The sequence below is a fragment of the Natronobacterium texcoconense genome (assembly GCF_900104065.1).
In the GTDB taxonomy this organism is placed as follows: domain Archaea; phylum Halobacteriota; class Halobacteria; order Halobacteriales; family Natrialbaceae; genus Natronobacterium; species Natronobacterium texcoconense.
On sequence record NZ_FNLC01000001.1, the window covers coordinates 405,297 to 430,027 of the forward strand.

Genomic DNA, 24,731 nt, shown 5'->3' on the forward strand with positions numbered 1-24,731 from the left:
ACGTGGTGAAAACGAGCCTTACTCGCGCAGCGCGTCCTCGCGCTCGGTCGCCTCGAGCGTTTCCGTCTCGAGGTCGGTGGCGACGACGGCGGGCTTGTACGCGCCGCCCTCGAAGAGGTCGTGGTCGCTGACCGAGGAGTCGACGAACCGGGTGAAGGCACGACGGTTTGCGGGCAGTTCGCCGTAGAGAATTTCCTCTTCGACGAGGTCGTAGACGGGGATGCGCGGCGTCAGTAGCGTGTTCTCGCCGACGACGCTGTTCTCGCCGACGACGAAGCCGCTGGTGACGCGGCACCCTGCACCGAGCGAGACGTTGTCCTCGACGATGACGGGTGCGTCCTCGACTGGCTCGAGAACGCCCCCGATGAGGGTGTTCGCGCCGAGCTTGACGTTCTCGCCGATCTGTGCACAGGAGCCGACCGTGTCACAGGAGTCGACGAGCGTCCCGTCGCCGACGTACGCGCCGATGTTGACGAAACTCGGGCTCATCATGATGCAGTCCGAGCCGAGGTAGGCACCGCGTCGGATCGTCGTTCCGTCGGGCGTGTTTCGGGTGCCGCGGGCACCGAGGTCGGCGGTCTGGCGCAGCGGGAGCACGTCGTAGTGGTCGACGTCGCCGTACTCGTAGGCCTGGTTCTCCCGCAGGCCGAAGTTCAGCAGGATGCCCTGCTTGACCCACTCGTTTGCCTCCCACTCGCCGTTGCGTTTCTCGGCGGCGCGGATCTCGCCGGCCTCGAGCGCCTCGAGGAACGCTTCCAGGGTCGCGTGCTCGTCCTGACCGGCCGTCTCGACGGTTACCTCGCCGCTGTCGTACTCCGTCCACAGCTGTTCGATGTCGGACTCGAGTGTACTCATTCGTCGATCACGTCCGAAAACTCGTATCGACCTGCCTTCTGTCCAGCGATCCAGACTGCCGCGTCGACCGCGCCAGCCGCGAAGACGCCGCGATCCTCGGCACGGTGGGTCAGCCGGACCTCCTCGTCGTTGCCCGCGAGGACGACCTCGTGTTCGCCAGTGATATTGCCGGCTCGCAGCGCGTGAACGCCGATCTCGCCCTCCTCACGGGGTTCTTCTCCCTCGCGGCCGTGATTTCGACCCGCAAACTCGCCGTTGTCCTCGATCTCCTCGAGCAACCTGTTCGCGGTCCCGCTGGGGGCGTCGCGCTTGCCGTTGTGGTGGGTCTCGACCAGTTCGACGTCGTAGCCCGGCAGGTTCCGGACTGCCTGTCCGACGACGTTGACCAGCGCCTGGACGCCGCGTGCGAAGTTCGGCGCGTGCAGGAGTGGGATTGACTCGCCGGCCTCCTCGAGTTCGGTGAACGCCTCGTCACTGAAGCCCGTCGTCCCCGTCACGAAGGCGACGGTCGCGTCGGCCTCGACGCAGGCGCGGGCGTACTCGAGGGCGGAGTCGGGCCCCGTGAAGTCGACGACTGCGTCGGGTTCGTGTGTGGCGAGCAGGGAGTCGAACTCGGCTGCCGGCTCGAGGGGGACCCCCTCGACGCGCTCCCCGTCGGGGTCGCGGTTGACCGCGAACGCGACCTCGGCATCTTCGTGATCGCCGACGGCGGCGACGACCTCCCGTCCCATCCGGCCGGTCGCGCCGGTGACGGCGATCCTGACCGTCATCGATCACCCTCCGGACCGCCGTCCGCGAGCGCGGGCGACTCCGTCTCGAGGTCGGCGAGCACAGTTTCGAGGTCGTCGCGGTACTCCTCCGAGAGCCGAGTGAGCGGCGAACGCATCCGGGCGGGGCCGTAGCCGCGGATCTCCATTGCCTCCTTGACTGGGATCGGGTTGGTTTCGACGAACAGTTCCCGGAACAGCGGACCGAGTTCGTGGTGGAGTTCCCGGGCGCGTGCGTAGTCGTCCTCGAGTGCCGCGCCGACCATCGCACAGGTCCGTTCGGGTTCGATGTTCGCCGCGACGCTGATCGCGCCCGTCCCGCCGACGGAAATGGTCGGCAGCGTCAGCGCGTCGTCACCCGAGAGGACGGCGAAGTCCTCGTCTCGAGTGCGTTCGGCGATTTCGCCGATTTGTCCGAGGTCGCCGCTTGCAGCCTTGTAGCCCGTGATGTTCTCGTGGGAAGCGAGTGCGACAGCAGTGTCGGGGTCGATAGACCGTCCCGTCCGCGAGGGGACGTTGTAGACGATCTGTGGTAGATCGACCGCGTCCGCGATCGTCTCGTAGTGGTCGATCAGGCCCCGCTGTTCGGGCTTGTTGTAGTACGGCGAGATGAGCAGGAGTCCGTCCGCGCCAGCGTCGGCCGAGCGTTCGGATAGCTCGAGCGCCTCGCGGGTGTTGTTCGACCCCGAACCCGCGATGACGGGGACGTCGTCGACGGCGTCGATGACCGCTTCGACGACCTGGACGTGTTCGTCGTGTGACAGCGTCGCCGATTCGCCCGTGGAACCGACGGGGACGAGGCCGTCGACGCCGGCCTCCTCGAGTCGCTGTGCGTCCTGCTGCAGTGTTTCGAAGTCGATACGCTCGTCTTCGTCGAAGGGCGTACACATCGCCGGGAAGACGCCCGAAAGGTCGATATCGTCTGTCATATTTCTGTAGTTTCTGGTATCTGCTGGTCGGTCGTTTGTTCCATAACCGGTCGGCGTCCGAACCGCGCCCGAGACGAGGTCGCTACGCTCGCCACGAGCACTATTCAGACGCGTTTTTTAGGAAAAGGAACCGCGCCCGCTCCGCTCACGGGAAACCGGCCGACGACGCGAACGGAGCGTATCATACGCGGTAAACCACGGGGAACGGACTTATGGATTTCGTTATCCGCCAGTTTGGTTCCGTTCGTACTGGACGTGACTCGAGCAGTGACACTGTTCGTCGAGAACGGGATCGGAGTACAGGCTCGATTACGTCGAGCCGTCGGGCGATATATCCCGCGAAATTTATACATCCTGATTCCCTATGATCGCCTATGACAGACTTCGGACTGAAACTGCGGATGTTCGTCGTCGGCTCGATGCTGGCGGCACTGTACCTGTTCGTCGGGGCCGTCGGGTACGCGTTTCTCGGGACGCAAGGCTTGCCGATCGTCCTCCTGCTACTGATCACGTTCCCGTTCGCCCAGTACAAGTTGGGCACCTGGATGGCGACCAGGAAAGCCGAAGAGATGCCGGAAAAGGGGCAGTACGCAGAGATCCACCGGATGACCGAGTCGCTTTCCCGCGACATGGGCATCAAAAAGCCCAAGCTGATGGTCCAGCAGATGGGCGTCCCCAACGCCTTCGCGACTGGCCGCAAGGGTAACGGCGTCGTCGTCGTCAGCGAGGAACTCATCCGACTGCTCGACCGCGACGAACTCGAGGGCGTCGTCGCTCACGAACTCGCCCACATCAAGAACCGCGACGTCCTGATGATGACGATCGGAAGCTCGATCGGGATGATGGTCGGCTACGCCGTCTACTTCGTCTACGTGTTCGCGGGCGAGGACAACCCCGGCGGCTTCATCGCGGGCTGGATCCTTTCAATGTTCGCCCAGATGCTCGTCACGGTGCTGGTGATGGCGATTTCGCGCTACCGCGAGTACGTCGCCGACGACGACGCACGCCAGTACATCGGCAGCGGCGACCCGCTCGCACGAGCACTCGAGAAGATCTCGAAGGGCGCCGAGAACCGTGAGTCGACGATCGACGACAGTCAGGCTGCCCTCTGTATCTTCAACTCCGAGCGCGGTCTGTTCGAGTCGCTGTTCGCATCCCACCCGCCGACCGAGAAGCGAATCGAGAAGCTCCGACGCTGATACGGAACGCTGTACCGAGTTTCCAGTGTGACCGCAAGGTAGACCGTGGTCACACCGGCAATAACGTCCGGTGGACCGTATGATTCTGCCGACCGATCGCGGAAATTCGTACGATCGACGCGATTTTTACGGTACGCCGTCACAATCTAACCCGTGACGGAAATACACCCCGGTCAGCGTGTCGCCGTTCTGGTCGACGCGCAGAATCTCTATCACACTGCACAGAGTCTCTATAGCCGTAATATCGACTATTCGTCGTTACTCGAGAAGGCAGTCCAGGACCGACAGCTCACGCGCGCGATCGCGTACGTCATCCGCGCGGACTCGCCCGAGGAGGAGAGTTTCTTCGACGCGCTGGTCGATATCGGCTTCGAGACGAAGATCAAAGACATCAAAACGTTCTCCGACGGGACGAAGAAGGCCGACTGGGACGTCGGCATGAGTTTAGACGCCGTTACCCTCGCGAACCACGTCGACACGGTCGTTCTCTGTACGGGCGACGGTGACTTCTCGCGACTCTGTTCGCACCTGCGTCACGAAGGCGTTCGCGTCGAAGTGATGGCGTTCGAGTCCTCGACTGCCGAAGAACTGATCGGCGAGGCCGACACGTTTCTCGATCTCGGTGAGCGACACGAGACGTTCCTTCTCTGAGACGGACGGCTGTCGGCCATCGACGGCGCAATCGCAGGACGGTACGTGACTGTACAGTAACTCGGGACAGGAAAGGGAGACGACGTCCAGACTATCGTACTCCAGTCAACGCTTCTCGTGCCGTAGACACAAGCAACGCACCTGCTCCGACGACGAGTGCGAGACAGGTCAGCGCGTAGAGAACGTGGGACTCGAGCATCGTCGGCCCGACGAACGTCAGGGTACTCACGCCGAGTAACCCGGTGCCGAGCGCGACTTGCGTGAAATCCATTCACTGCCGAGTATCGAAGCAGACTATATAATGTTCCTGATTGTGTGCTACCTGTGCTATCAACAAGCACGGTGGGGAGTTGCGAGCCGAGGTCGAAGGGTTTTCGACGCCTACCGCCTAACCTCGCCCAATGAGCGAACCAGCCGACGGGAACGCGGGACTGTCGACGTTGCGGACGATCGCGGACTACCAGTTCGGTGCTGGCGCTGGCGAAGCACTGTTCCCACCCGAGGAGACCGACTCGCTGACGATCAAGCGAACGTCCTCGGGTCGTCCCCAGCAGGTTCACGCCGATTCCGGCCGTCTCGTCTCCTTCGGCATCGACGGTCGGTTCACGCTCGGTCTCGAGGGCGGCCGCCGCCTCGCGTCGGCGCTCGAGGCGCCAGCCTACCGTGTCGTCGTCGACGACGAGAGCGAACCGTTCGTCCGCGACGAGAAGAACGTCTTCGCGAAGTTCGTCCTCGAGGCGGGCGAGGAGATCCGGCCGGGCGACGAGGTGTTGGTCGTCCACGAACGCGGCGAGTTGCTCGCGGTCGGACGGGCAGAACTCGATGCGGCCGCTATCGCCGACTTCGAGACGGGAATGGCCGTCAACGTCCGTGAGGGAGTTCCGGCGGATAGCTGAGACGAGACTCCCCTCGCGAACACTTCTGCGATCGAACGACGTCTTCTCGAGTCGGACTGCTGGTGTGGAACGACAAAGTAAAAGGTCGCGGGCGGCGACGTGTCGGGTATGTTTGGAGGAGGCGGTGGCGGACTCAATCCGCGCAAGATGGAACAGATGATGCAACAGATGGGTATCGACGTCGAGGACATCGACGCCGAAGAGGTCATCATCCGCACGAGCGAACACGACCTCGTCTTCAACGACGCCGAGGTCACGAAGATGGACGCTCGCGGACAGGAGACCTACCAGATCATCGGCACGCCCGAGGAAGTCGAAGCCGGCAGCGCCGGCGGCGACGCAGGTGGTGCCGACGAATCCGGTGGCTCTGCGATTCCCGACGACGACGTCGACCTCGTCGCGACCCGCGCCGGCGTGGGCGAGGACGAGGCTCGCGAGGCCCTGGAAGCCAACGACGGCGACCTCGCCGCGGCAGTCGAGGACCTCGAGTAGCCGACGTGACCGAAACCGACGCGACCGACGACCGCAACCCCGTCTTGCTCGTCCGGGGCGACCGCGAGTTTCTCGTCCAGCCCGGCGAGGAGATGGGCACCGACCTCGGCGTGCTCGAGGTGCCCGAAGACGTCGAACCCGGCCAGACGCTCGAGACGCATCTCGAGGAGGAGTTTCACGTCCGCAGACTTCGCGGCCCGGACCTGTTTCACCACTTCGAGCGTACGGGCGCGCCGATGGTGCCCCGCGATGTCGGCCTGGTGATCGGCGAGACCGGCATCTCGCGGGGCGACCGCGTGCTCGACGCCGGCACCGGAACGGGCGTGCTCGCGGCGTCGATGGCCCGTGCGGGTGCCGAGGTCGTCACCTACGAGCGAGACGCCGACTTCGCGGACGTCGCCCGCGAGAACATGGAACTGGGCGGCGTCGAAGACGATGTCGACGTCCGAACCGGTGACGTACTGGAGAACCTCGACGACCTCGAGTCCTCCTCGTTCGACGTCCTCACGCTCGATACGGGCGACGCGGACGACGTCGTCGAGCACGCACCAGACCTGCTGGTCGAAGGCGGCTTCGTCGCAGTCTACAGTCCGTTCATCGAGTCGACCCGCGAGGTCGTCGAAACCGCTCGAGACGTCGATCTCTCGAACGTCCGCACGCGCGAGACCATCCAGCGCGAGATGCAGTTCGACGACCGCGGCTCGAGACCGTCGACTGCACCCGTTGGTCATACGGGATATCTGACGATAGCGCGCAACGAGTAGCGATTTTGTCAGGCCTCACTCGCCGAATAGGGTACCGAGCGTTTTCGCTTCGGCTTTTCGCAGGTGTTCCGCGGCGGTCGAGGTCGCACACTCGAGTTCGCGGGCGACGTCCTCGGTCGTCGCTCTCCGCGGAATCTCGTAGTGGCCGAGTTCGACGGCGGTCCTGACCGCTTCCCGTTGCCGATCCGATAGCCTGTCGGTTACGTGATCGGGTGCCACTCGACGTCCACCCACCGAGTCGATATCGACGCTGGCACCCGCCGGAACGTTCTCGACTGCGGTCTGAATGTCCTCGTCCCGGCCGACGACCGTGAACGTGTAGCTTCCGTCCGGGTTCCACTCCGCCGGCGGAACCGTCATCAGACTCCCTCGTTTGAAGTTCTCCCACAGTTCCCGGGCATCGGTCGTTCCGACGCCGGCTACGAAACAGTAACACTCGTCGTCGGCAATCGAGAGCAGTTCGTGTTCCTCGACGTCGGGATCGCGCTCGAGGAGCGTCTCGAAGCGCTCGAGATCGCCACGGACGTGTAACAGGAACGCTGCCGTCGGTGCTGTAATGTTCCAGTTCACGACCCGAACCGAAACGAACTGATCCTCGTTGCGTGTCGCGTCTTCGTACGCGAGCGGCAGATCGAGGTCGCGGGGACGGATCGTTATCCGAACGCGTTTCATACGACCGACGTTCGATGGACGAGCAAAAGACCGTTCGGGGCCGCTCGACGTCGCTCGTATAAACCCGGCAGAAATTTGCGGCTATACTGATTCTTGGCGTGGAGCCGATCGATTATCCGTGATCCGAACCCTCACGAAACTGATCGGTGAACGGAACCGCTATCGCGAGACGATCGCCGTCCGTGAAGAAACGGGGCTGTCGATCGATATGGCTCTCGTCGTCGCGAGTATCCTCACGTCGCTCGTCGTCATCCCCGGAGTGGTCCTGTACCTGTTTACCGTCCGCGGCGTTCCGACCAGTAGCGCGGGCTATCTCGGAGCGGGAGTGCTCGCGATGCTTCCCGGTCTCATGATGGGCGCTACGGCGCTGTGGGTAGCGGCACGCGGCTGATCGGCGGAGAGACCCGAAGCGTGGTCAGTAGTTTCCCGGGTCGTTCGGGTGATACAACGGAGCGACAGTACTGCGTGATCTGGCCGGGAGCGGACTCCGAGCGATGCGAGGAGTCCACGACCCGGGGAAGGGCAGGCCGTCACACCGTTATCGACCGCGAGCAGCCAGCGGCTGCGAGCGAAGCGAGGCGGCAAGACCGCCTCGGAACCGCGAACGGTAACACCGTGAGCGGGCCGACGACTGATGTGGAGGGCCGTTCGCGGCCCGGAACGGAGGGAGGAGTGCTTTTCATCAAAGCTGAGCGAGATCTTCGATCTCGCGAGGTCCAAAAGAGCGCTCCGCGCTCTTTTGAAGATTTTGCCGAGGGTGCGCCGTGAGGCGCACCCGCAGCGCAAAAGTTTGTTAGTTGTCGTCCTCGCGCCACTTGTGCTCGCACTCGGAGCAGATGAAGAAGCGGGTCTCGGATTCGTCGGCCGAGCGGATCTGTTGCATGTACCAGTAGGCGCGGTCGTGGCCACATTCGGGACAGTGGGCGTCGGTTTCGGGCAGCGACGTCTCTTCGGAGGATTCGATTATCTCGCTTGCTTCCTGGCTGTCCGTGACGACGTACTGGTCCGCGTCACCTTTCGGTTCCGTGTAGCCACAGCTACCGCACTCCCAGAGGCCGTCGTCGGCTTTCATCATCGAACCGCATTCGTCGCAAAATTCCATCGTTGTCCGGGCTACGTTGGCGGAGGGTCTTAAGCCACCCGTTTGCCGTCGTCGCTGACTGTCGTCTCGGCCTCGAGGGTGGCAGTCCAGACACCGACTCGAGAGTCGATGCATCAGATGAAGTAAACACTCGAGTTATATCGCCTACACCCGATGGGGCCGGGAGTCGGACGGGTTCGCGCCCGCAATCTCGAGAGGATCGGACGCGCTCTACCGACACACTTTCGGCGGCGTCGCGGCGCTCGACCCCGACGACGGTGAACCGATCTGGAGCGACGAGAACGAGTTCGATTCCCCGTGGGCGGCCGTCGACGAGCTCGAGCACGTCGACCTCACGGCGGGAACGCAGCCCGCTGTCGTCGACGGAACGGTAGTCGTGACTACGCTTTCGGGTGGCGTATACGCGGTTGGCGAGGGTTGATTAGCGCCTAGCCTTCGCCTTCGGACTGGTAGGGTTCGCCGACGGCTTCTCGCGGGAGGACGTTGTGGAGTGCCGTCTTGAGGTCGTCGACCGAGTCGAATCGATCCCTGCGACTTTTCTCGACGAGCGATCCGAGATTGCGTTCTCCGTCGGCCAGCAGGAGGGTCACGTCCGCGAACTCGTCCGCTGCTTCGTCGTTCGTTGCGGGGTAGTCGAGTTCCTTGAGCGTCTCTTCGACTCGGCTCAGATTCACCTCACGAGTCATACCCCACCCTACGTTCGCTACTGGCTTGTAACTCGTTTACACCTGTGCGGACTGTTCCAGTGACGCCGACAGTCCCGTGGGCTAACGTTTCGGTTCGAAACTATAATCGGCCGCGACGACGCAAGGTGTGATAATGCGGCAGCTCTTCGAGCGGTTCCTCGCGCTGTTTGCCGTCGACCGGCGGGTGCTCGCGCTCGCGTTCGCGCGGATGGCAGACGGAGTCGGAAACTCGTTTCTGATCGTTGTCATCCCGCTGTACGTGGGCAGCGAGATCATCACCGGTGCGACGTTCGGGCTCGCGGAGTCGATGATCATCGGGATCATCCTCTCGCTGTTTGGCTTTCTCAACAGCAGTTTTCAGCCGCTTACGGGTCGTCTCTCGGATCGGCGCGGGAAGCGAAAGCTGTTCATCCTGATCGGACTCGGCGGGCTCGCGGTGACGAACCTGGCCTACGTCGTCGCCGAGACGTACGTCCAGCTCGTCGTCATCCGCGGGCTGCAGGGAATCAGCGTCGCGTTCATCATTCCGGCGTCGGTCGCGCTGGTCAACGAACTCGCGACGACGGGCGACCGCGGCGGGAACATGGGCGTCTACAACACGTTCCGCTTGATCGGGTTCGGTGCAGGTCCGGTCGCTGCGGGCGCGGTCGTCAATCTCGGTCCCTATGTACTGCCCGGCGGCGTGACGATCACCGGCTACGACGCCGCGTTCTACGTCGCTGCGATCACGGCGACGATCAGCTACCTGCTGGTGACCGTGCTGATCACCGATCCCGAATCAACGCGAGCTAACGCGGGCGCAGACCTCTCCATCGACGTCTTCGATCGCTCGGGGTCAAATCTGCTCGATCCGATCTTCACGCTCGGCGTCGCCTCGCTCTTTATGGCGACTGCGATCGCGCTGTTCGCGACGATCCAGCCCCAGGTCAACGAACAACTGAACCAGGGCGCGACCTGGTTCGGCCTGCAGTTTGCGGCGTTCGTCGTCGCCCAGATCCTGTTGCAGACGCCGATCGGTCGGGCCTGCGACCGCTACGGCCGACGGCCGTTCATCGTCGCCGGAATGGTACTCCTGATCCCCTCGACGCTGGTCCAGGGGTTCGTCTCCACCTCCGAGACGATGTTCCTCGCACGCCTCGTCCAGGGGATTGCCGGTGCGATGGTCTTTGCACCCTCGCTCGCCCTCGCCGGCGACCTCGCGGGCGAAGGCGAATCCGGGTCGAAACTCTCGGTGCTGACGATGGCCTTCGGCTTCGGAATCGCCATCGGCCCACTCTCCTCGGGCGCGCTCGTCGGCTACGGCTTCGAGGTGCCGTTCGTCTTCGGCACCGTCGTCGCGACGCTGGGTGCGATTCTGGTCTATACGCAGGTCGAAGAGACGCTCGAGACCACCGCACCGGTCCCGGTCGTCGGTGACGACTAACGCTTACGAATATTCACCAGACACCGGTTTACGTCTAGAATAGTCAGGAATCTACTCGATTGGAACGAACGTCGCGAGAGATCCACTAGTCGAGTGGCAATTTTGCCACGGCGCGCGCGGAGTCACGGCGAACGGCGAGTGAGCCGTGGCTCGACCTCGCGCGAGGTCTTCACGAGCGCAGCGAGTGAAGGCTTGTCAGAGCTTGCTCTGGCAGTGGAGGAGCGAACGACCGTCGGGAGTGAGCGTTAGCGCGGAACCGACGGTTCCGCGAACCGTGCGAATAGTGCGAGACGAACGTCTCGCAGACCGTGCGAGTGGGCCATCGGCCCACGAGCAGAGGGCGCGAAGCGCCCGTGAGCAGAAGTCGGCTGGGGAGGACGTGGCTACTCATCGTTGCCACGATAGCAGGACGGCAACGGTTGAACCACTCGAGCGGCTCGCAGATCGTTTCCTTCCCACGAGGCCAGGGAGTTTGCAACGATTCCAATCACCTCGTCTTTCAAAGCACGTGATCCGAACGCTACCAGAGAGACGGGACGCAACGCAAAAGTACCGGTTCCCCATACCTTTCGACGATGACGCTTTCGGACGAGGCCACGGAACGGCTGGCCGACGTGGTGGAACTACAGCCGACGAAAAACGCCGAACTGCAGGAACGATGGGGGATGGAAAGCGGCAGCGAGGTCCATCAGTACTTAGAGAACGAACTCGGCGACTACTACTTCCGGGACGACAACAGCCTAATTCGCGCGACGAGCGAGGCGGCCGACCTCGTCGACGTCGAGCCAGGAATCGAGAGCGACCCCGACGAGGAGGGTGCACCGTCGCGGATCCGGGTGCCGGAACTGCAGGCCCGTATCGTCGAAGTGCTCGCTGGCCCCGACGAGGAATCCGAGAGCGTCGTTTCGGTCCTGCACTCGCTACGGGAGACCTACGACTACGGGGACGACCTAGAGGCCGAAGACGTCCGCTCGGGTCTCCAGCGACTCCGGCGCAAGGACGTCGTCGAGGTCGAGTACCGGACCGTCCCCACGTTCCGACTTGCCGTCGAACGCGAGGACCTCGAGGTCGACGTCACCGACTGATCTCCGAACTTCCCAATCTATTTATCTTCGGCGTCCGACACTCGAGTTGCATGTTCCGAATTGCACGACTCAGCAACCGCGGGTCCGACGCGGCCCGCGGCTGGGTTCCGCGACGATCGTAACGGCAGTACTGGTTTTGCTCGAGTAGTTGACGGACTGATCGCGAAACCGGCCAGCGACGAGCACGCCGCTTGCAACAGGGGTGATCGCGATGCGGCGTAGCGAGACGCTTCTGTTCACGAGCCGCGAGGCCGACGGCCACGAGAACGAGACCGTTGCACGGACGTTGCGAGCGGGTCTGGTCCGACAGTTCGGCAGCGGGCGCTACGGGTTCACGCCCACGGGCCAGCGCGTCCGCGAGAACGTCGTCTCCGTGGTCCAGCGGGAGATGGACGCCATCGGCGGCCAGCGGATTAGCCTTCCCTCGCTGAACGACAGCGGCATCTGGCGACGGAGCGGCCGCTGGGAGAGCTTCGAGGGCGAGATGTTCACCTTCGAGAACCGCGACGGGAAACGGATGTGTCTGGCTCCCTCCCACGAGGAAGGCGTCGCACACCTCGTCGACGGCGTCGTCCGCTCCTACGACGACTTACCCCTTCTGCTGTACCAGGTCGAGTCGAAGTACCGTGACGACCACGCGCGAAACGGTCTCGTCCGGACGAAGGAGTTCACGATGAAAGACGCCTACAGCCTCCACGCGAGCCACGACTCGCTGTCCGAGTATTACGAACGCGTTCGGGAGGCCCACGTCCGGATCTTCGATGCGCTCGAGCTCGAGTCCGCCGTCACGACGGCCGACAACAGCGTCATGGGTGGCTCGAGTTCGGAGGAGTTCGTCGCAGTCGCCGACGAGGGAACGGTCGCCCTTCGCTGGTGTTCCGCGGCGGACTGTCGGTTCGGCGTCACCGACGAGTCACCCAGAAGCGATCTGTCGGGTGGCGACGCCTGTCCCGACTGCGGGGATCGGCTCGAAGCCGGCGAGGGAACCGAGATTGCTCACGTCTTCGAACTCGGGACGCGCTACTCCGAGCCCATGGGTCTCACTATCGACACGGCCGACGGCGGCGAACGCGACGTGGTGATGGGGAGCTACGGCATCGGCATCGAACGGCTCCTCCACGTTCTCGTCGAGCAACACGGCGACGCGGACGGCTGTCGCTGGCCCGATACCGCCGTCGGCACTGTCGCTCCCTTCGACGTCTCGATCGTTCCCCTCGAGTACGACGGCGACCTGCAGGAGGTTGCCGATCGGCTGTACGAGACACTCGAGGGCGACGTGCTCCTGTTTGACGACCGCGAGGGGACGATCGGCGAGCGGTTCGCCGAGAGCGACCTGCTGGGGGTTCCCTGGAAGGTGATCCTCGGAAATCGATTCCGGGAGACCGGTGAGATCGAACTCGAGTCGCGAGACGGTGACACGCGATACGTCTCTCTCGAGGAGGTTCCCGCTATCGTCGAGTCGTCGACGGAGTAGCGGACCTCGATCGACCGTCGAACGGTTCTTTCACCGATTTCTTCGCGACGCAGACAGCTATTTGTGTCGTTCGGTCGATACTATTCGGCATGTTCACCGACACGCTCGAGACCGACTCGCTCGTCCTGCAGCAGTTCGGTCGCGATCAGGTCGACGTCTTCGAATTGTACGAACTGTTCGCCGAGGCCGAGGCGCGCGAGGACGTTGTGGACGTGTTCGAGTACGTTCCACAGGAGCCGTACGCGACGGTGAAGGAGGCTCACGAGCAGTTGACCGAGGCGGAGTCGAAGTGGAGCGACCGCGAAGCCGCACAGTACGCTGTCTACACGGCGGACGGTGAACTCGCGGGTTACACCGGGCTGTTCCTCGAGTGGCCGCGACACACGGGCCGGATCGGATTTATCCTCGGTAGATCCTACTGGGGGAACGGCTACGCGGGCGAGTGTGCGATTGCGCTGACCGAACTCGCGTTCGATCGCCTCGATCTCGAGGTCGTCGCGATCGGATACGAGGACGGGAACGACCGTTCGAAACGGGCAATCGAGAAATTCGTCGAGCGCGTCGGCGGACAGTACGAGGGCTGCCTGCGTAACTGGACGCCGATCGGTGACGACGTCGAAGACCACCATCGGTATACGGTGACTCGAGAAGAGTTCCGACAGGCACGAAACCGCGCGTAACGAGAGTCAACCGCTCGTCGAATCCAGGCCTGGCCGTCGCCGACGTCGACGATCCGCGAGCAGTTTTTTGAATCGCTTTCCGGGACCACCCTCGATCGGCCACCCCTTCGTCCGCCACGCGGGTGGTTCGGGCTCGTAGTCGGGACAGCCGCCGGAACACTCGCGTGCGGTCGGCTGGTGGTCCTTCGCTTCGCAGTAGGGGAGTAACTGACCGTCCTGCTCGCGAAGCTGGAAGTGTCGACAATCAGGTCGCATCGTGTCGGCGAACGACCGCCAGCCCCGTTCGTAGGCGCGCTCGGCGATGGCGAGCCGTCGTTCTGCCTTCCACTCCGAATCGACGTACTCGAAGCGGGCTGCCGACCCATCGCGAGAGCCACCGTCGGGCCGCTCGAGGATGCGCGTTCCCGGCTCCTCGACTGCGAGCGTGCGAGGGTACCAAGCGACCTCGGTCTCGAGCGTCTCGGGATCGAACGCCAGCACGCCCGCTTCGACCGGCAGATCCTCGAGCAACACGGGCTCGACCGACTCGCCCGTCGTCCGGGTCGCGACCCAGACCTCGTCGGCCAGGCCGAGCGCGACGTCGTACTCGAGTTGTTCGCCCAGCCGACGGGCCGCCGCCCGATCGAGGTCGGGTTTGTTCTCGACGGCGATGATCCGCTCGACCCAGTCGGGGTATGGCCACTTCCGACGGATCTGGATGCGGTTGCCTTGCTTGCGGGTCTCGAGAATCCCGCGGTCGTCGGCGCGGTGGATCGATTCGCGGACGTAGCGCCACGGGTAGCCGGGATCCGGGAGGGCGTCGCGGTAGTAGGTCCACTCCGCGGGCGCGTTCCGGACGACGTGCAGGAGATCGCCGTCGAGTCGCTTCGGACCGAACTTCGCGCGCTGGCGGAGGGCGTTGGGGTCGCACTCGAGGACGATAGTGTCCCAGCGCCGGCGTCCGGTTCCGAGCTGTCGGGCGACGAAGACGGCCGACTCCGTCGTCTCTTCGGGCGGCCACTCCCGTTCCGCCCACCAGCAGGTTCGTAGCTCGAAGCCGAATTCGGCGGTGTACCGGCTCACGGCTGTCCTTGGAAGCGACGCGAAGAAAAGGAATCGATCAGTCCGCGGGGACGCGTTCGGCAACTCTCTCGTGGGTATCGACCACGTGTCCGCCCGCCTCCGCGACGGCGACGCCGATCAGCCGGAAACTGACGAGTGCGGCGACGAAGGGGATCGCCGGCAGGACGACGATGCCGACCACCGTGAGCAGGCAGACGACGGCGACGACCGGGACCACCAGCGGGAGCAACTGGAGGACCGCCATCGAGAGGAAGTAGCGGCCGCTCAGAGCGATCCCCTGGAGAGTAGAGCGATCGAACGCGGCGCGTACGGTCCTGGTCCGTGCGTAGACCGCGAGTGCGGCCGGCAGGAGGTAATAGATCACCAGCGTGACCGCGACGAACACGAGCGCGAGCAGCGCCGCGATCGCCGCCGCGACGAGGCTGACCCCCCAGATCGCGGTCTCGCTCGTCACCAGCGGTGCGAGCACACCGAGGGCGAAGTAACCGACGCCACCGAGAACGGCTCCCGCGACTGCGCCCGCGACGAGCGGACCGACGAGATAACAACACGCGATCGCCACGGCCCCGACGCCACGTCTCGAGAGTTCGCGCCAGCCCTCGAGCGGTGGCGGTTCCTCGGCACCCTCGAGCGTCGTCTCGAGGACGCGAACGCAGTAGCCGGCGAGCAAGACGGCGGGAACGAGCAGGACGGACCCGAGGACGAGCAGGCTTCCACGGACCGTCCGATCGAGCCACGCGCCACGAAACGGGTACGACGGAGCGTCGTCGAGCATCGGTTCGTCTGGCTTCGCTATGCCAGCGGAGTCGCAAAAAGGTACTGTCGCAACTCGAGGCGGCGGCGAAATCGACAGGACGAGTGGACGACTACTCTTCGTCTTCTTCGCGTTCGTCGAGGAACTCGTGGGCCTGCTCGAGAATTTCGCGTGGACCGTCCTGCGTGACGGTGTTCACTGCCTGTTCGTAATCGCGCCACTGCAGGTCGCGATGCTCGTTAGAGAGTTCCGCACTGGCCTCGTAGGATTTCGCGATAAAGAGGTGAACGGTCTTGTGGATCGTCTTGCCGTTCGCCTCGAAGACGTAGTCGTAGTCCTCGCGAAAGCCGTCGAGTAGCCGGAACTCCTCGATACCTGCCTCTTCCTTTACTTCGCGGATCGCCGTCTGTTGTAGCTCTTCATCTCCTTCGACACCGCCCTTGGGAAACTCCCAGTCGCCTGGGCGGCTCTTGAGTAGAAGATACTCGCGCCGGCCCCGCGTATCGCGGAAGAGGATTGCGCCTGCGCTCGTAGCTTCGACTGCCATTAACTGCAGTACTGGGCCCGACGTTAAGAGAATATCGGACTGTTCGTTACGCGAACACCCCTCGCAGTCTCGCGTCGGCCCCATCTCAGCAGGCTTTTACCCGCTGGCCGTTGACGATGTGCTAACCAGCTATGACCTTCGTCACCCGCCTCACGCTCCAGAGCGGCGACCGCGCCGCCCTCGAGAGTATCGTCGACGACATCAAAACGACTGCCGAGCGGAAAGGTGCAGAACTGAAAGGGCCACACTCCCATCCGCCGACAGATCTCTCGGTGCCACAGCGCTGTCGCCTGCACGCCGACGACGACCGGCACTTCTCCTCCTGGAGCTACACCGTCTTCACTCGCGAACTCGAGATTCACGGCCACGACAACCTCGCGCGTAACATCGCCGAACAGAACTTCCCGGATTCGGTCCACATCGAGGCCGAGGTCGAACAGATTCACAGCGCCGGTCGCGGAAACTGACCGGATCGATAGCTCGGCGCGAAGGCATCGACGACGACTTCCGGCCGTCACAGCCGTTCTCGAAGCGTCGACGGCTGCCAGGACACGAACTTCCGTCTCCGATAGCACTTTTTAGGATCGGCACCCAGTACGGGCCATGACAGCAGACGACCTCGTCGAACTTCGTCGTGACCTCCACCGCAAACCCGAACCCGCCTGGCGGGAATTTTACACGACGGCACGCATCGTCGACGAACTCGAGTCCCGATTCGGCGACGAACTCGCCGAACTCCACGTCGGTCCCGACGCGCTCGCGACCGACCATCGCCTCGCCGTTCCCGACGACGCGGAACTGACTCACGCGTTCGAGCGTGCCAGAGAGACCGGCGTCGACGAGGACGTCCTCGAGTCCCTCGAAGGCGGCTACACCGGTGCCGTCGCCGTCCTCGAGAAAGGTGACGGACCGACCGTCGGCCTACGGGTCGACATCGACGGTCTCCCGCGAAAGGAGAGCGACGATCCGGACCACGAACCCACAGCAGAGGGCTTCCGGTCGGAACACGAGGGCGCGATGCATGCCTGCGGTCACGACGCCCACGCGACGATCGGCGTCGGCGTCCTCGAGGCGATCACGGACAGTGACTTCGAAGGGACGCTGAAGGTGTTCTTCCAGCCCGCAGAGGAGGTCATCGGCGGCGGCAAGTCGATGGCAAAGAGCGAACACATCGAGGACGTCGACTATCTGCTCGCGACCCACATCGGCCTCGACCACCCGACCGGCGAGGTCGTCGCCGGCATCGACGGCTTCCTTGCCGTCTCCCATCTCGAGGCCGAGTTCTCCGGCGAACCGGCCCACGCCGGCGGCCACCCCGAACAGGGCCGCAACGCTGTTCAGGCGATGGCGACGGCCGTCCAGAACCTCTACGCCATCCCGCGCAACAGCGATGGGCCGACCCGCATCAACGCGGGCGTCGTCGAGGGTGGCAGCGCCGCGAACGTCATTCCCGAATCGGCCAGCATCGTCGCCGAAGTGCGCGGCGAGACGACCGAACTCATGGAGTACATGGTCGAAAAAGCCGAACGCGTCCTCGAGTCCGCCGCCGAGATGCACGACTGCGAGGTCGAGGTCGAACTCGGCGCGCAGGCACCGAGTGCTACGAGCGATCAGGAACTCGTCGACGTGGTTCACGACGTCGCCACAGACCTCAGGAACGTCGAGAACGTCCTCGAGCGCGACGAACTCGGCGGCAGCGAGGACGCGACGTTCCTGATGCGCGAGGTCCAGCAAAACGGCGGGCTGGCGTGTTACGTCGGCGTCGGCACGGACCACCCCGGCGGCCACCACACCGCGACGTTCGACGTCGACGAACCGAGTATCGGCTACGGCGTGGAGACGCTCGCCGGCGCGATTGAGCAGATAGCGGACGAACGGCCGTAACGAACCCCGGAGCCAAAATATTCTTGGGAATTCTATCAGTACAGATAGTTGATAGTGTGTCCGTTCCTACTAGTCGGTGATCGACGCTCGCCACGAAATTCCACGCTCGAGGTGTCCGTCGGTTGATCCGTCTGACGCGTCTGGGGCTCTGGCTGCGAATGGCTGTCGGCGGGGTCGTCGGCCTCGTTTCGCTGTCTGCGGTGCTGGCGCTCGAGTTCCTGCTGGTGAGCATGCTTTCGATCGTCGGACTGGTCCTTTCGTACCTCGCCGTGTCTTTGGTCTCGTTTGTCGTCGTACTTTTTGTGGGGGTAGTGGAGATGATAGCAGAATTTTTGTTGATGACTCTGCTGCCGATCGGCGGACTAGGCCCGTACCTCAACGCGCTGGCAGACGGACTTCTGAACCCTGATATGTGGGTGAGAGTGAGCGTCGTCCTCTTCGCCGTCGGATTCGTCCTTTGGCTGCACGCGTATCGGCTCACGGGTTCGCTGCTCCGAAGCATCCCGGACCACATCGCCGTTGCCTATCCCATGATAGTGGGGTTGATTGCATCCTACGCGGGCCTGTTGTGGCTTCTACTGGACTTTCTGATGCGGCTAAGCACCGGATTGTTAGTCGCCGCCAATATTTTCCTTTTCTACTGGTTTCTCTTGTTCGTTGCATCCGCCATAGATAGCGATTCTAACTCGGACTCGTCTTCGGATCTCGATTCGCCGCCGTCGCTCGAGCGCGTCCTCGCGGAGGTGAAACGGACGACTCGAGGAATCGGTGACGTAGCCGGGTGGCCGGGGTACCTGGTCGTGGCTACGGTAGCCGTAGCAGCACTGTGGGGCGTACACGTCGCGGCCACGACCGTGTCGACCTCCCGACTGTTCGTCGTACTCGGCGGCACGATCGGTGCGCTCGTCGTCGTCGGCCACCTCGCGTTCGTCGCTCGAGCCGAGTGGAACCGGGATGCCGCGGTGTTGAGAGACGCGAAAGCGGCGGCCGGGTCCGACGAACCTGCGCCACCCGAACTGCAGGCGCGAGTGAACCGACTGGCCGTGAATGCGAACGTCGTACCCTCGGACGTTCGGGTCGGCCGTGCACGAACGCCGATCGCGGTCACGGTCGGCTACCGCCCCTCGACGACGACGCTCGTCGTCTCGCGTGGACTCCTCGAGTCGCTCGACGACCGGGAACTGGACGCGGTGCTCGCTCACGAACTCGCCCACGTCGCGAACCGGGACGCGGCCGTGTTGACCGCGCTCTCGATTCCGGCCGCCCGGGCACGTGCCTCGATCGCGTACTACGGCGCGGTTCCGTACCTCGCGTTTCTGGCTTCCCTCGCCCGGACGACGACGCGGTGGTCCGTCGCGATCGTCGCTCGAGCGAGAGAACACGCTGCCGACGACGGTGCAGCCGAGATTACCGGCGACCCGGCCGCGCTGGCGAGCGCGCTGGAAACGCTCGACGACGAACTCGAGATCGCACCGACTCGCGATCTCCGGACCTCTTCGGCGGCGGCGTTCTCGATCGTGCCGCCGCCGTGGGAGGAACACCGGTTTTTCGACCGCACCCGACGATTCGTCGCACGCCGACTCTTCGGGACGCACCCGCCGACGGAGAAGCGTATCGAGCGGCTTCGCACTCGCGTGTAGAGTTGGGGAGTCGCGTTCGCGTGCAGACTCTCGAGCGAGACACCCACCTCCGTTTTGACGCGTCGCTACGAACGATCTGTATGGCCAACGACTCCGACCACACCACGCCCTACCGCGTCGCGGAGATGACCTGGCAGGAGATCGAGGACGCACTCGAGGAGACCACCACGCTGTTGCTCCCCGTCGGCAGCACCGAACAGCACGGTCACCACATGCCGCTGGGCGTCGACGTCTACATGCCCGAGGCGATCGGCGAGCGGGTCGCCGAATCCAGCCCCGCATTGCTCGCGCCGCCAATCTGGTACGGTGTCAGCCCCCACCACACGTTCAAACCCGGCACGTTCACGGTCTCGACGGAGACGTTCCAGCACTACGTGTTCGATATCTGTGCCTCCGCCGGCGAGTGGGGGATCGAGAACGTTCTCCTGTTGAACGGCCACTACCTCGCTCAGGACCCCGAACTCGAGATCGTCGTCCGCCGGCTTCGGGAGGAGCGTGGCCTCGAGGCCTTCCACGTGCCGCTCGTGAACCTCTTCGCCGAGGTCGCCGAGGAGATTCGTACCGCCGAGGTCTCCTTTCACGCCTCGGAGTTCGAGACGTCGATCATGCTCGAACTGTTTCCCGAGTTCGTCCACATGGACCGCGCCGAGGCCGTCGATCCGCCCGCGGAATCCCGGCCGCTGACGGACTACGACGCGCTCGGCGAGAACCAGGTCGGCTGGTCGCTCAGCGCCGAAGACATGACCGAACTCACGCCGACGGGCAACATCGGCGATCCGACCGTCGCGACCGCGGAGAAAGGCGAAGCACTCGTCGAGGCGGCCGTCTCGGGGATTCGAGAGTTAGTCGAGGACCTCGAGTCCGGGAACGGCTCCGTAGCTGCTCCCTGATACGGAGAACCTGGTACCGTCGGCATCGCTCGTGGTCGGCTCCGGTTCGGACCGGTCGTAGACTTCGCCCGTAGATCGGCCGCCGTCGGCGACTCCGAACAGTGGGTCGAGACGACGACGGTCGCCCCTGGCACGGTTACCGCCGCCGAGATAGGACGCCGGTCCCGGACCGGTCCACGTCGTCGATCACGGGCTCCGAGAGTCGTCCGGAAGGGATGTATCGCCACGGTCGACGTCGAAGGAGAACCGGAGAAGGTCGTCGACAATCCGGATTCCTGACGGCCGATCACCGATTCGATTCCAGTTATTTCGGCGGTTTTCGCGTAGTCGAAACGCGTGGCCAGGAGGGACGGTCGCCGCAACGCGTGGCGACCGTCGTGACTCGGGGAAGGGCAGGCTGTCGCCCGATAACGACCGTGAGCGAAGCCGAAGGCTGAGCGAGCGGGCCGACGACTGACTTGAAGTGAGTGAAACGAACGGAAAGGAAGGAGGAGGCTTTTTATCGAAATTTTACCGAGGGACGTTGCGAGCGAGACGATTTTGTCTCGCTCGCAACAGACCGCAGAGTAAAATTTCGTTGTTAGTATTTCGGGTCGGCTCCGGTCGTCTCGTATACCGCGTCCATCAGTTCGTCGCGGCGTTCCTGCCAGGCCTCGAGACCATCGGGACTCGAGGGGTAGTTTTCGTAGTGCTCGAGCAGGTCGTCAGCACAGCGTTTCGTCTGGTAGAGGTTCCAGATAGTTCCCCAGTGGCCGCGGCTCTTGACGAGACTCTCGAGGGCGAGTTTCGGGCCGATACTGGTGCTGCCGGAGTACAGTGCCTCGGCGAGTTTGTCACCGGGCATCGCGGCGAGCAGTCCCATCAGGTCGTCGACGTCGACGGCAGTCGAGAGGATGTTGTAGACGTCGAGTGCGGCGTAGCGGGCACCGAAGTGGTCCATCACCAGTTCGTTGTACTCCCAGAACGTTTCTTCGCTGAAGTCGCCGGTCTCGAGTCCCTCGATGGCTCGTTCGGCGGCGTACTTGCCGGCGTAGGCAGCACCGGCGATGCCACCGCCCGTGGTGGGGTTGACGTGGCCTGCGGCGTCACCGACGGCCATGTAGCCCGGGTGGACCGCCGAATCGTACGGTCGGCGGGTGGGCAGGGCAGCGCCGAGTTTGTCGTCGACCTCGGCGCCGTCGAACTCCGCGCGGTTCTCGAGGTCGTGTTTGAGGTCCTCGACGAGTTTCATCGGTTCCTCGGTCATCTGGAAGCCCAGACCGGCGTTGATCTCGGTTTCGGTCCGCGGGAAGTACCAGAGGTAGCCTGCGGCGCGTTCGGTGGGCTTGAACACGAGCGCGTCGGACCACTCGACTGGGTCTTCGACGTGGACGATCTCGCGGTAGGCCGAACAGAAGTGGCTGTAGTCGACGTTGGTGTCGAACGTCGAGTCGGAGAAGTCGACCTCGTCCTGCAGCACCGACAGCGAACCGGCGGCGTCGATGACGACGTCGGCGTCGTAGCTAACTGGCTCGCCGGCGTTCATCCCTTCGACGCCGGTGACCCGTCCCGTCTCGTCCTGATTGACCGTCTGGACGACGGTGTCGTAGTGGAACTCGGCCCCTGCCTCGTCTGCGCCTTCGATGATGCGCTTGCCGTACTCCCAGCGGTCGATGACGGCGAGTTCGCCGGGCACCGGAATCTCGAGGACGGTGTCTTCCTGTGGGATCTCGAACCGACCGTGGTCGACTTCGGTGTTGGTGATCGCGGGCTCGAGCTGGGACTTCGGAATCGCGTCCGGGAAGTCGCTGGCCCCCTTGAGCGCGTCGCCACAGGCGATGTGGCCCGCCTCCTCCTCGGACTTGCGCTCGATCACGACGGCGTCGTACCCCTCGCGTGCGACGGTCGCTGCGGCGTAACATCCTGCCGTACCGGCACCGACGACGACGACGTCCGGTGAATGGGTCGTAGACGTCGTGCCGGCGGCCGACTGCTCCTGCGTACTCATAGCAACAGTGTCTATACCGCGGTAAGAAAACGTTTTATGTAGACTTTCCGTCGGAGCTGATAGAACAGAATTGTGATAAAGAGTTTTGAGACGGTCCTTCGTAGCCACTCGCATGACCGAATACACCGTCGAGTTCGTCGGAACGGGTGAGACGATCACCTGCTCGGACAAGGAAACGATCCTCAGCCGCTGTCTCGAGGAGGGTATCGCCCAGGAGTACTCCTGTCGCGTCGGGATGTGTCTGGCGTGTTCGGCCGAGATCGTCGAGGGCGAGGTGACCCAGCCTGCTGCGCGTGCGTTCACCGAGGAGGAGGCCGAGAACTACGCGCTGACCTGTATGGCCCGTCCGCAGTCGGACCTGAAACTCGAGCGCGGGAAGTATCCGCCGAGCATCGACGACGACGTCGCGGCCGAGGCCGGTGCCGACGTCGATACCGGGTCGCCGGCGGACGACTGAGTTCTTCCTGACTGCTGTACAGACGCCGGTCGTGTACTGCGGGTGCACGGCCGCGTCACGTGTTACTCCGGGTAGCCCTACCTTCGGGTATGCGACGACTCTCGAGGCGGGGCGTGCTCTCGCTCGCAGCGGTGGGGATCGCTGGCTGTCTCGAGAGCGGTGGTTCCGGTACCTACGACGGAAACGACGGGGGCGGCGAGGCTGTAGCGAACGGGATGACTGCGACGCCCGACGAGCGCGCGCTCGAGGAAGCACCGATGCCGACGCGGGACGACCAGTTGCCGGTCGAGTACGAACTCGACGCGTTGCGCGAGAACGTCGTCAGGGGTGTCGTCCCGCAGGACGGGATTCCCTCGATCGACGACCCGGCGTTCGAACCCGTCGGCGAGGGAGTCGATCGACTCGACGACGACCCCGTCTTTGGCGTCGTCAGGAACGGCGAGGCCAGGGCCTACCCGCAGTCGATTCTGACCCACCACGAGATCGTCAACGACGTGATCGGCGGCGAACCGGTCGCGGTCACGTACTGCCCGCTGACGGGGACGGCGATGGGGTTCGAACGCGGGGAGACGGAGTTCGGCGTCTCTGGTCACCTCCTCAACAGCAATCTCGTGATGTACGACCGCGCTGGAGAGAACTACTGGCCCCAGATGCTCGGCACCGCGATCGAGGGCGACCTCGAGGCAGCGTCGCTCGCGGAGTTTCCCGTGGTCTGGACGACCTGGGAACGGTGGCGGCAGGCGTATCCGGATTCCGTCGTCCTCGCTCACGATACAGGCTACGCCAGGGATTACAGCGACGACCCGTACGGATCGTACAATCCACGCCGAGGGTACTACGCGGAGGACAGCGACTGGCTCTTCGATCCGCTCACGACTGACGATCGATTTCCGCCGAAACAGATGTTCCTCTGTGCCCGGCCCGACGACGGCCCACTCGCGGTCTCGCTCGAGGCGCTCCGGGAACACGGTGTCTACGGGATCGGACGCGACGGTCACGACTACCTGGCGGCGTACGATCCCGACCTCGACGTCGGCCACCTCTACCGGGCCGACGACGCCGAGGAGTTTTCGTTCACCGAGGACGACGGTACCGCGACGGTGATCGATCCCGACGGCGAGGAACAGCCACCCGACGACGTGGACCGCGAACAGGTGTACGCTTACGACGCGATGTGGTTCGCCTGGGCTGGGTTTTATCCGTCCACGACCGTCCATGATTGACCTTCGCTCTCGACTCGTCGTCACCGTCCGAGCCTGCCGGTTCGCTCTCGAGCGACTCGACGGAATCGTCGTTGCGGTCGTCACCGGCCTCGGCTACCTGCTCGCGTATCTCTGGATGACGGATCTACTGACGATCCGTGCCGACGCCGACGTCGGCTGGCTGTTCGTCGACGACCCTCTCGTCCGTGCCCTCGAGCGTCGCGGACCGCTGTCGTTCGAACCGATCGCGCTCCTCGAGTTCGGCTACGGAACGTTACTGGTGTCGCCGATCGACGCGTCGATCGGGCTGATGCTGGCGATGCTGGTCGGACTCAATCTCGCGCTGGCCTATCTTGCGATCGTTCAGCCGGCTGCCTGCGGGGTCGGTGCCGGTGCCGGCATCGCGGCTTCCGTTCCCGCGTTGCTGTCGGGGACGGTCTGCTGTGCGCCGGCGCTCGTTCTCGCGCTCGGGATACAGGTCAGTGGCGCACTGCTGGCGACGTTGCCGTGGCTGTTGCCGGTCGGCGTACTGCTGTTGCTCGGAAGTCTCGGCTACGTCGCAGGGAAAATTAACGTCGTGTCGAACGGGGAGCGTGACACCGACCCGGCTGGACTCCGAGCGGATCGGTGAAG

28 protein-coding genes are annotated in these 24,731 nt (G+C 64.0%); 17 read left to right on the forward strand and 11 right to left on the reverse strand.

Going from position 1 to position 24,731, the window contains the following annotated elements; genetic code table 11:
• Window positions 1–18 precede the first annotated feature (18 nt).
• The 3 genes from BLR35_RS02145 to dapA are packed head-to-tail and all read right to left on the reverse strand — an operon-like array spanning window position 19 to window position 2,551.
• Window positions 19–855, reverse strand: a complete 837-nt coding sequence (locus BLR35_RS02145; RefSeq protein ID WP_090376678.1) for a 2,3,4,5-tetrahydropyridine-2,6-dicarboxylate N-succinyltransferase — start codon at window positions 853–855, stop codon at window positions 19–21.
• Window positions 852–1,625 (reverse strand): 4-hydroxy-tetrahydrodipicolinate reductase, encoded by a 774-nt coding sequence (gene dapB / locus BLR35_RS02150; RefSeq protein WP_090376681.1) that lies wholly within the window; start codon window positions 1,623–1,625, stop codon window positions 852–854. The genes BLR35_RS02145 and dapB overlap by 4 nt, the downstream gene beginning before the upstream one ends.
• Window positions 1,622–2,551, reverse strand: coding sequence for a 4-hydroxy-tetrahydrodipicolinate synthase (gene dapA / locus BLR35_RS02155; RefSeq protein ID WP_090376682.1), 930 nt, complete (start codon window positions 2,549–2,551; stop codon window positions 1,622–1,624). The genes dapB and dapA overlap by 4 nt, the downstream gene beginning before the upstream one ends.
• A 374-nt stretch (window positions 2,552–2,925) precedes the next feature.
• Between dapA and BLR35_RS02160 the strand changes: the two genes are divergently transcribed.
• Entirely contained in the window at window positions 2,926–3,750 is an 825-nt protein-coding gene (locus BLR35_RS02160) for a M48 family metallopeptidase (protein WP_090376684.1), read from the forward strand.
• A 153-nt stretch (window positions 3,751–3,903) separates the two neighbouring features.
• Complete coding sequence (locus BLR35_RS02165) at window positions 3,904–4,401, forward strand: LabA-like NYN domain-containing protein (RefSeq protein ID WP_090376686.1); 498 nt, start codon at window positions 3,904–3,906, stop codon at window positions 4,399–4,401.
• 91 nt (window positions 4,402–4,492) lie between these two features.
• On the opposite strand, the gene BLR35_RS02170 is transcribed toward BLR35_RS02165, so the two are convergent.
• Window positions 4,493–4,672 carry a hypothetical protein gene (locus BLR35_RS02170; RefSeq protein WP_090376689.1) on the reverse strand — a complete coding sequence of 60 codons (180 nt, stop codon included), beginning with the start codon at window positions 4,670–4,672 and terminating at the stop codon, window positions 4,493–4,495.
• 130 nt (window positions 4,673–4,802) lie between these two features.
• On the opposite strand from BLR35_RS02170, the gene BLR35_RS02175 reads away from it, so the two are divergent.
• The 3 genes from BLR35_RS02175 (at window position 4,803) to BLR35_RS02185 (ending at window position 6,553) form a co-directional block, all read left to right on the forward strand.
• Complete coding sequence (locus tag BLR35_RS02175; protein WP_090376691.1) at window positions 4,803–5,297, forward strand: PUA domain-containing protein; 495 nt, start codon at window positions 4,803–4,805, stop codon at window positions 5,295–5,297.
• A 108-nt stretch (window positions 5,298–5,405) separates the two neighbouring features.
• Window positions 5,406–5,789 carry a nascent polypeptide-associated complex protein gene (locus BLR35_RS02180; RefSeq protein ID WP_090376694.1) on the forward strand — a complete coding sequence of 128 codons (384 nt, stop codon included), beginning with the start codon at window positions 5,406–5,408 and terminating at the stop codon, window positions 5,787–5,789.
• A 5-nt stretch (window positions 5,790–5,794) separates the two neighbouring features.
• Window positions 5,795–6,553, forward strand: coding sequence for a methyltransferase domain-containing protein (locus BLR35_RS02185; protein WP_090376697.1), 759 nt, complete (start codon window positions 5,795–5,797; stop codon window positions 6,551–6,553).
• Window positions 6,554–6,568: 15 nt separating this feature from the next.
• Here the strand turns inward: BLR35_RS02185 and BLR35_RS02190 are convergent, their stop codons facing one another.
• Entirely contained in the window at window positions 6,569–7,225 is a 657-nt protein-coding gene (locus BLR35_RS02190; protein WP_090376700.1) for a helix-turn-helix domain-containing protein, read from the reverse strand.
• A 118-nt stretch (window positions 7,226–7,343) separates the two neighbouring features.
• Here BLR35_RS02190 and BLR35_RS02195 point away from each other — a divergent pair, with 118 nt between their 5' ends.
• Window positions 7,344–7,616, forward strand: coding sequence for a DUF7977 family protein (locus tag BLR35_RS02195; RefSeq protein WP_090376704.1), 273 nt, complete (start codon window positions 7,344–7,346; stop codon window positions 7,614–7,616).
• A 402-nt stretch (window positions 7,617–8,018) separates the two neighbouring features.
• Here the strand turns inward: BLR35_RS02195 and BLR35_RS02200 are convergent, their stop codons facing one another.
• Together BLR35_RS02200 and BLR35_RS02205 are read right to left on the reverse strand one after the other, a co-directional pair.
• Window positions 8,019–8,327 (reverse strand): transcription factor S, encoded by a 309-nt coding sequence (locus tag BLR35_RS02200; RefSeq protein WP_090376707.1) that lies wholly within the window; start codon window positions 8,325–8,327, stop codon window positions 8,019–8,021.
• A gap of 428 nt (window positions 8,328–8,755) precedes the next feature.
• Entirely contained in the window at window positions 8,756–9,013 is a 258-nt protein-coding gene (locus BLR35_RS02205) for a DUF5789 family protein (RefSeq protein WP_090376710.1), read from the reverse strand.
• Window positions 9,014–9,146: 133 nt separating this feature from the next.
• Here BLR35_RS02205 and BLR35_RS02210 point away from each other — a divergent pair, with 133 nt between their 5' ends.
• From BLR35_RS02210 to BLR35_RS02225, 4 genes are all read left to right on the forward strand, one after another.
• Complete coding sequence (locus tag BLR35_RS02210) at window positions 9,147–10,436, forward strand: MFS transporter (RefSeq protein ID WP_090376713.1); 1,290 nt, start codon at window positions 9,147–9,149, stop codon at window positions 10,434–10,436.
• A 575-nt stretch (window positions 10,437–11,011) separates the two neighbouring features.
• Window positions 11,012–11,521: a DUF5797 family protein gene (locus tag BLR35_RS02215; RefSeq protein ID WP_090376716.1), complete on the forward strand. Its 510-nt coding sequence runs from the start codon at window positions 11,012–11,014 to the stop codon at window positions 11,519–11,521.
• 211 nt (window positions 11,522–11,732) lie between these two features.
• Window positions 11,733–12,995: an aminoacyl--tRNA ligase-related protein gene (locus BLR35_RS02220; protein ID WP_090379599.1), complete on the forward strand. Its 1,263-nt coding sequence runs from the start codon at window positions 11,733–11,735 to the stop codon at window positions 12,993–12,995.
• 89 nt (window positions 12,996–13,084) lie between these two features.
• Entirely contained in the window at window positions 13,085–13,675 is a 591-nt protein-coding gene (locus tag BLR35_RS02225) for a GNAT family N-acetyltransferase (protein ID WP_090376718.1), read from the forward strand.
• A 6-nt stretch (window positions 13,676–13,681) separates the two neighbouring features.
• Here the strand turns inward: BLR35_RS02225 and BLR35_RS02230 are convergent, their stop codons facing one another.
• The 3 genes from BLR35_RS02230 to BLR35_RS02240 all read right to left on the reverse strand — a co-directional run bounded on the left by BLR35_RS02230 (window position 13,682) and on the right by BLR35_RS02240 (window position 16,038).
• Complete coding sequence (locus BLR35_RS02230) at window positions 13,682–14,737, reverse strand: DUF5787 family protein (protein ID WP_090376721.1); 1,056 nt, start codon at window positions 14,735–14,737, stop codon at window positions 13,682–13,684.
• 37 nt (window positions 14,738–14,774) lie between these two features.
• Window positions 14,775–15,512, reverse strand: a complete 738-nt coding sequence (locus tag BLR35_RS02235) for a DUF4013 domain-containing protein (RefSeq protein ID WP_090376724.1) — start codon at window positions 15,510–15,512, stop codon at window positions 14,775–14,777.
• A 91-nt stretch (window positions 15,513–15,603) separates the two neighbouring features.
• On the reverse strand, window positions 15,604–16,038 hold the full coding sequence (locus BLR35_RS02240) for a bis(5'-nucleosyl)-tetraphosphatase (RefSeq protein WP_090376727.1): 435 nt from the start codon (window positions 16,036–16,038) through the stop codon (window positions 15,604–15,606).
• 131 nt (window positions 16,039–16,169) lie between these two features.
• Between BLR35_RS02240 and BLR35_RS02245 the strand changes: the two genes are divergently transcribed.
• The 4 genes from BLR35_RS02245 (at window position 16,170) to BLR35_RS02260 (ending at window position 20,452) form a co-directional block, all read left to right on the forward strand.
• Window positions 16,170–16,505, forward strand: a complete 336-nt coding sequence (locus BLR35_RS02245; RefSeq protein WP_090376729.1) for an uS10/mL48 family ribosomal protein — start codon at window positions 16,170–16,172, stop codon at window positions 16,503–16,505.
• Window positions 16,506–16,641: 136 nt separating this feature from the next.
• Window positions 16,642–17,922: an amidohydrolase gene (locus BLR35_RS02250; RefSeq protein ID WP_090376734.1), complete on the forward strand. Its 1,281-nt coding sequence runs from the start codon at window positions 16,642–16,644 to the stop codon at window positions 17,920–17,922.
• A 158-nt stretch (window positions 17,923–18,080) separates the two neighbouring features.
• Window positions 18,081–19,562 carry a M48 family metallopeptidase gene (locus tag BLR35_RS02255; protein ID WP_170830947.1) on the forward strand — a complete coding sequence of 494 codons (1,482 nt, stop codon included), beginning with the start codon at window positions 18,081–18,083 and terminating at the stop codon, window positions 19,560–19,562.
• An 80-nt stretch (window positions 19,563–19,642) separates the two neighbouring features.
• Complete coding sequence (locus BLR35_RS02260) at window positions 19,643–20,452, forward strand: creatininase family protein (protein ID WP_211704961.1); 810 nt, start codon at window positions 19,643–19,645, stop codon at window positions 20,450–20,452.
• Window positions 20,453–21,032: 580 nt separating this feature from the next.
• Here the strand turns inward: BLR35_RS02260 and BLR35_RS02265 are convergent.
• Complete coding sequence (locus tag BLR35_RS02265; RefSeq protein WP_090376737.1) at window positions 21,033–22,439, reverse strand: geranylgeranyl reductase family protein; 1,407 nt, start codon at window positions 22,437–22,439, stop codon at window positions 21,033–21,035.
• Window positions 22,440–22,551: 112 nt separating this feature from the next.
• Between BLR35_RS02265 and BLR35_RS02270 the strand changes: the two genes are divergently transcribed.
• The 3 genes from BLR35_RS02270 (at window position 22,552) to BLR35_RS02280 (ending at window position 24,729) form a co-directional block, all read left to right on the forward strand.
• A complete protein-coding gene (locus BLR35_RS02270; RefSeq protein WP_090376740.1) occupies window positions 22,552–22,896 on the forward strand; it encodes a 2Fe-2S iron-sulfur cluster-binding protein in 345 nt (114 codons plus the stop codon).
• An 89-nt stretch (window positions 22,897–22,985) separates the two neighbouring features.
• Window positions 22,986–24,119, forward strand: a complete 1,134-nt coding sequence (locus BLR35_RS02275) for a DUF3179 domain-containing protein (protein ID WP_090376744.1) — start codon at window positions 22,986–22,988, stop codon at window positions 24,117–24,119.
• On the forward strand, window positions 24,112–24,729 hold the full coding sequence (locus BLR35_RS02280; protein WP_090376747.1) for a hypothetical protein: 618 nt from the start codon (window positions 24,112–24,114) through the stop codon (window positions 24,727–24,729). Before BLR35_RS02275 ends, BLR35_RS02280 begins: the two co-directional genes overlap by 8 nt.
• Window positions 24,730–24,731 lie beyond the last annotated feature (2 nt).

Bases quoted from the DNA above. Each gene is read 5' to 3' on its own strand.
- BLR35_RS02145 (WP_090376678.1), bottom strand. From the start codon at position 855: ATGAGTACACTCGAGTCCGACATCGAACAGCTGTGGACGGAGTACGAC.
- dapB (WP_090376681.1), bottom strand. From the start codon at position 1,625: ATGACGGTCAGGATCGCCGTCACCGGCGCGACCGGCCGGATGGGACGG.
- dapA (WP_090376682.1), bottom strand. From the start codon at position 2,551: ATGACAGACGATATCGACCTTTCGGGCGTCTTCCCGGCGATGTGTACG.
- BLR35_RS02160 (WP_090376684.1), top strand. From the start codon at position 2,926: ATGACAGACTTCGGACTGAAACTGCGGATGTTCGTCGTCGGCTCGATG.
- BLR35_RS02170 (WP_090376689.1), bottom strand. From the start codon at position 4,672: ATGGATTTCACGCAAGTCGCGCTCGGCACCGGGTTACTCGGCGTGAGT.
- BLR35_RS02175 (WP_090376691.1), top strand. From the start codon at position 4,803: ATGAGCGAACCAGCCGACGGGAACGCGGGACTGTCGACGTTGCGGACG.
- BLR35_RS02180 (WP_090376694.1), top strand. From the start codon at position 5,406: ATGTTTGGAGGAGGCGGTGGCGGACTCAATCCGCGCAAGATGGAACAG.
- BLR35_RS02190 (WP_090376700.1), bottom strand. From the start codon at position 7,225: ATGAAACGCGTTCGGATAACGATCCGTCCCCGCGACCTCGATCTGCCG.
- BLR35_RS02200 (WP_090376707.1), bottom strand. From the start codon at position 8,327: ATGGAATTTTGCGACGAATGCGGTTCGATGATGAAAGCCGACGACGGC.
- BLR35_RS02205 (WP_090376710.1), bottom strand. From the start codon at position 9,013: ATGACTCGTGAGGTGAATCTGAGCCGAGTCGAAGAGACGCTCAAGGAA.
- BLR35_RS02210 (WP_090376713.1), top strand. From the start codon at position 9,147: ATGCGGCAGCTCTTCGAGCGGTTCCTCGCGCTGTTTGCCGTCGACCGG.
- BLR35_RS02215 (WP_090376716.1), top strand. From the start codon at position 11,012: ATGACGCTTTCGGACGAGGCCACGGAACGGCTGGCCGACGTGGTGGAA.
- BLR35_RS02220 (WP_090379599.1), top strand. From the start codon at position 11,733: ATGCGGCGTAGCGAGACGCTTCTGTTCACGAGCCGCGAGGCCGACGGC.
- BLR35_RS02225 (WP_090376718.1), top strand. From the start codon at position 13,085: ATGTTCACCGACACGCTCGAGACCGACTCGCTCGTCCTGCAGCAGTTC.
- BLR35_RS02235 (WP_090376724.1), bottom strand. From the start codon at position 15,512: ATGCTCGACGACGCTCCGTCGTACCCGTTTCGTGGCGCGTGGCTCGAT.
- BLR35_RS02240 (WP_090376727.1), bottom strand. From the start codon at position 16,038: ATGGCAGTCGAAGCTACGAGCGCAGGCGCAATCCTCTTCCGCGATACG.
- BLR35_RS02245 (WP_090376729.1), top strand. From the start codon at position 16,170: ATGACCTTCGTCACCCGCCTCACGCTCCAGAGCGGCGACCGCGCCGCC.
- BLR35_RS02250 (WP_090376734.1), top strand. From the start codon at position 16,642: ATGACAGCAGACGACCTCGTCGAACTTCGTCGTGACCTCCACCGCAAA.
- BLR35_RS02255 (WP_170830947.1), top strand. From the start codon at position 18,081: ATGGCTGTCGGCGGGGTCGTCGGCCTCGTTTCGCTGTCTGCGGTGCTG.
- BLR35_RS02260 (WP_211704961.1), top strand. From the start codon at position 19,643: ATGGCCAACGACTCCGACCACACCACGCCCTACCGCGTCGCGGAGATG.
- BLR35_RS02265 (WP_090376737.1), bottom strand. From the start codon at position 22,439: ATGAGTACGCAGGAGCAGTCGGCCGCCGGCACGACGTCTACGACCCAT.
- BLR35_RS02270 (WP_090376740.1), top strand. From the start codon at position 22,552: ATGACCGAATACACCGTCGAGTTCGTCGGAACGGGTGAGACGATCACC.
- BLR35_RS02275 (WP_090376744.1), top strand. From the start codon at position 22,986: ATGCGACGACTCTCGAGGCGGGGCGTGCTCTCGCTCGCAGCGGTGGGG.
- BLR35_RS02280 (WP_090376747.1), top strand. From the start codon at position 24,112: ATGATTGACCTTCGCTCTCGACTCGTCGTCACCGTCCGAGCCTGCCGG.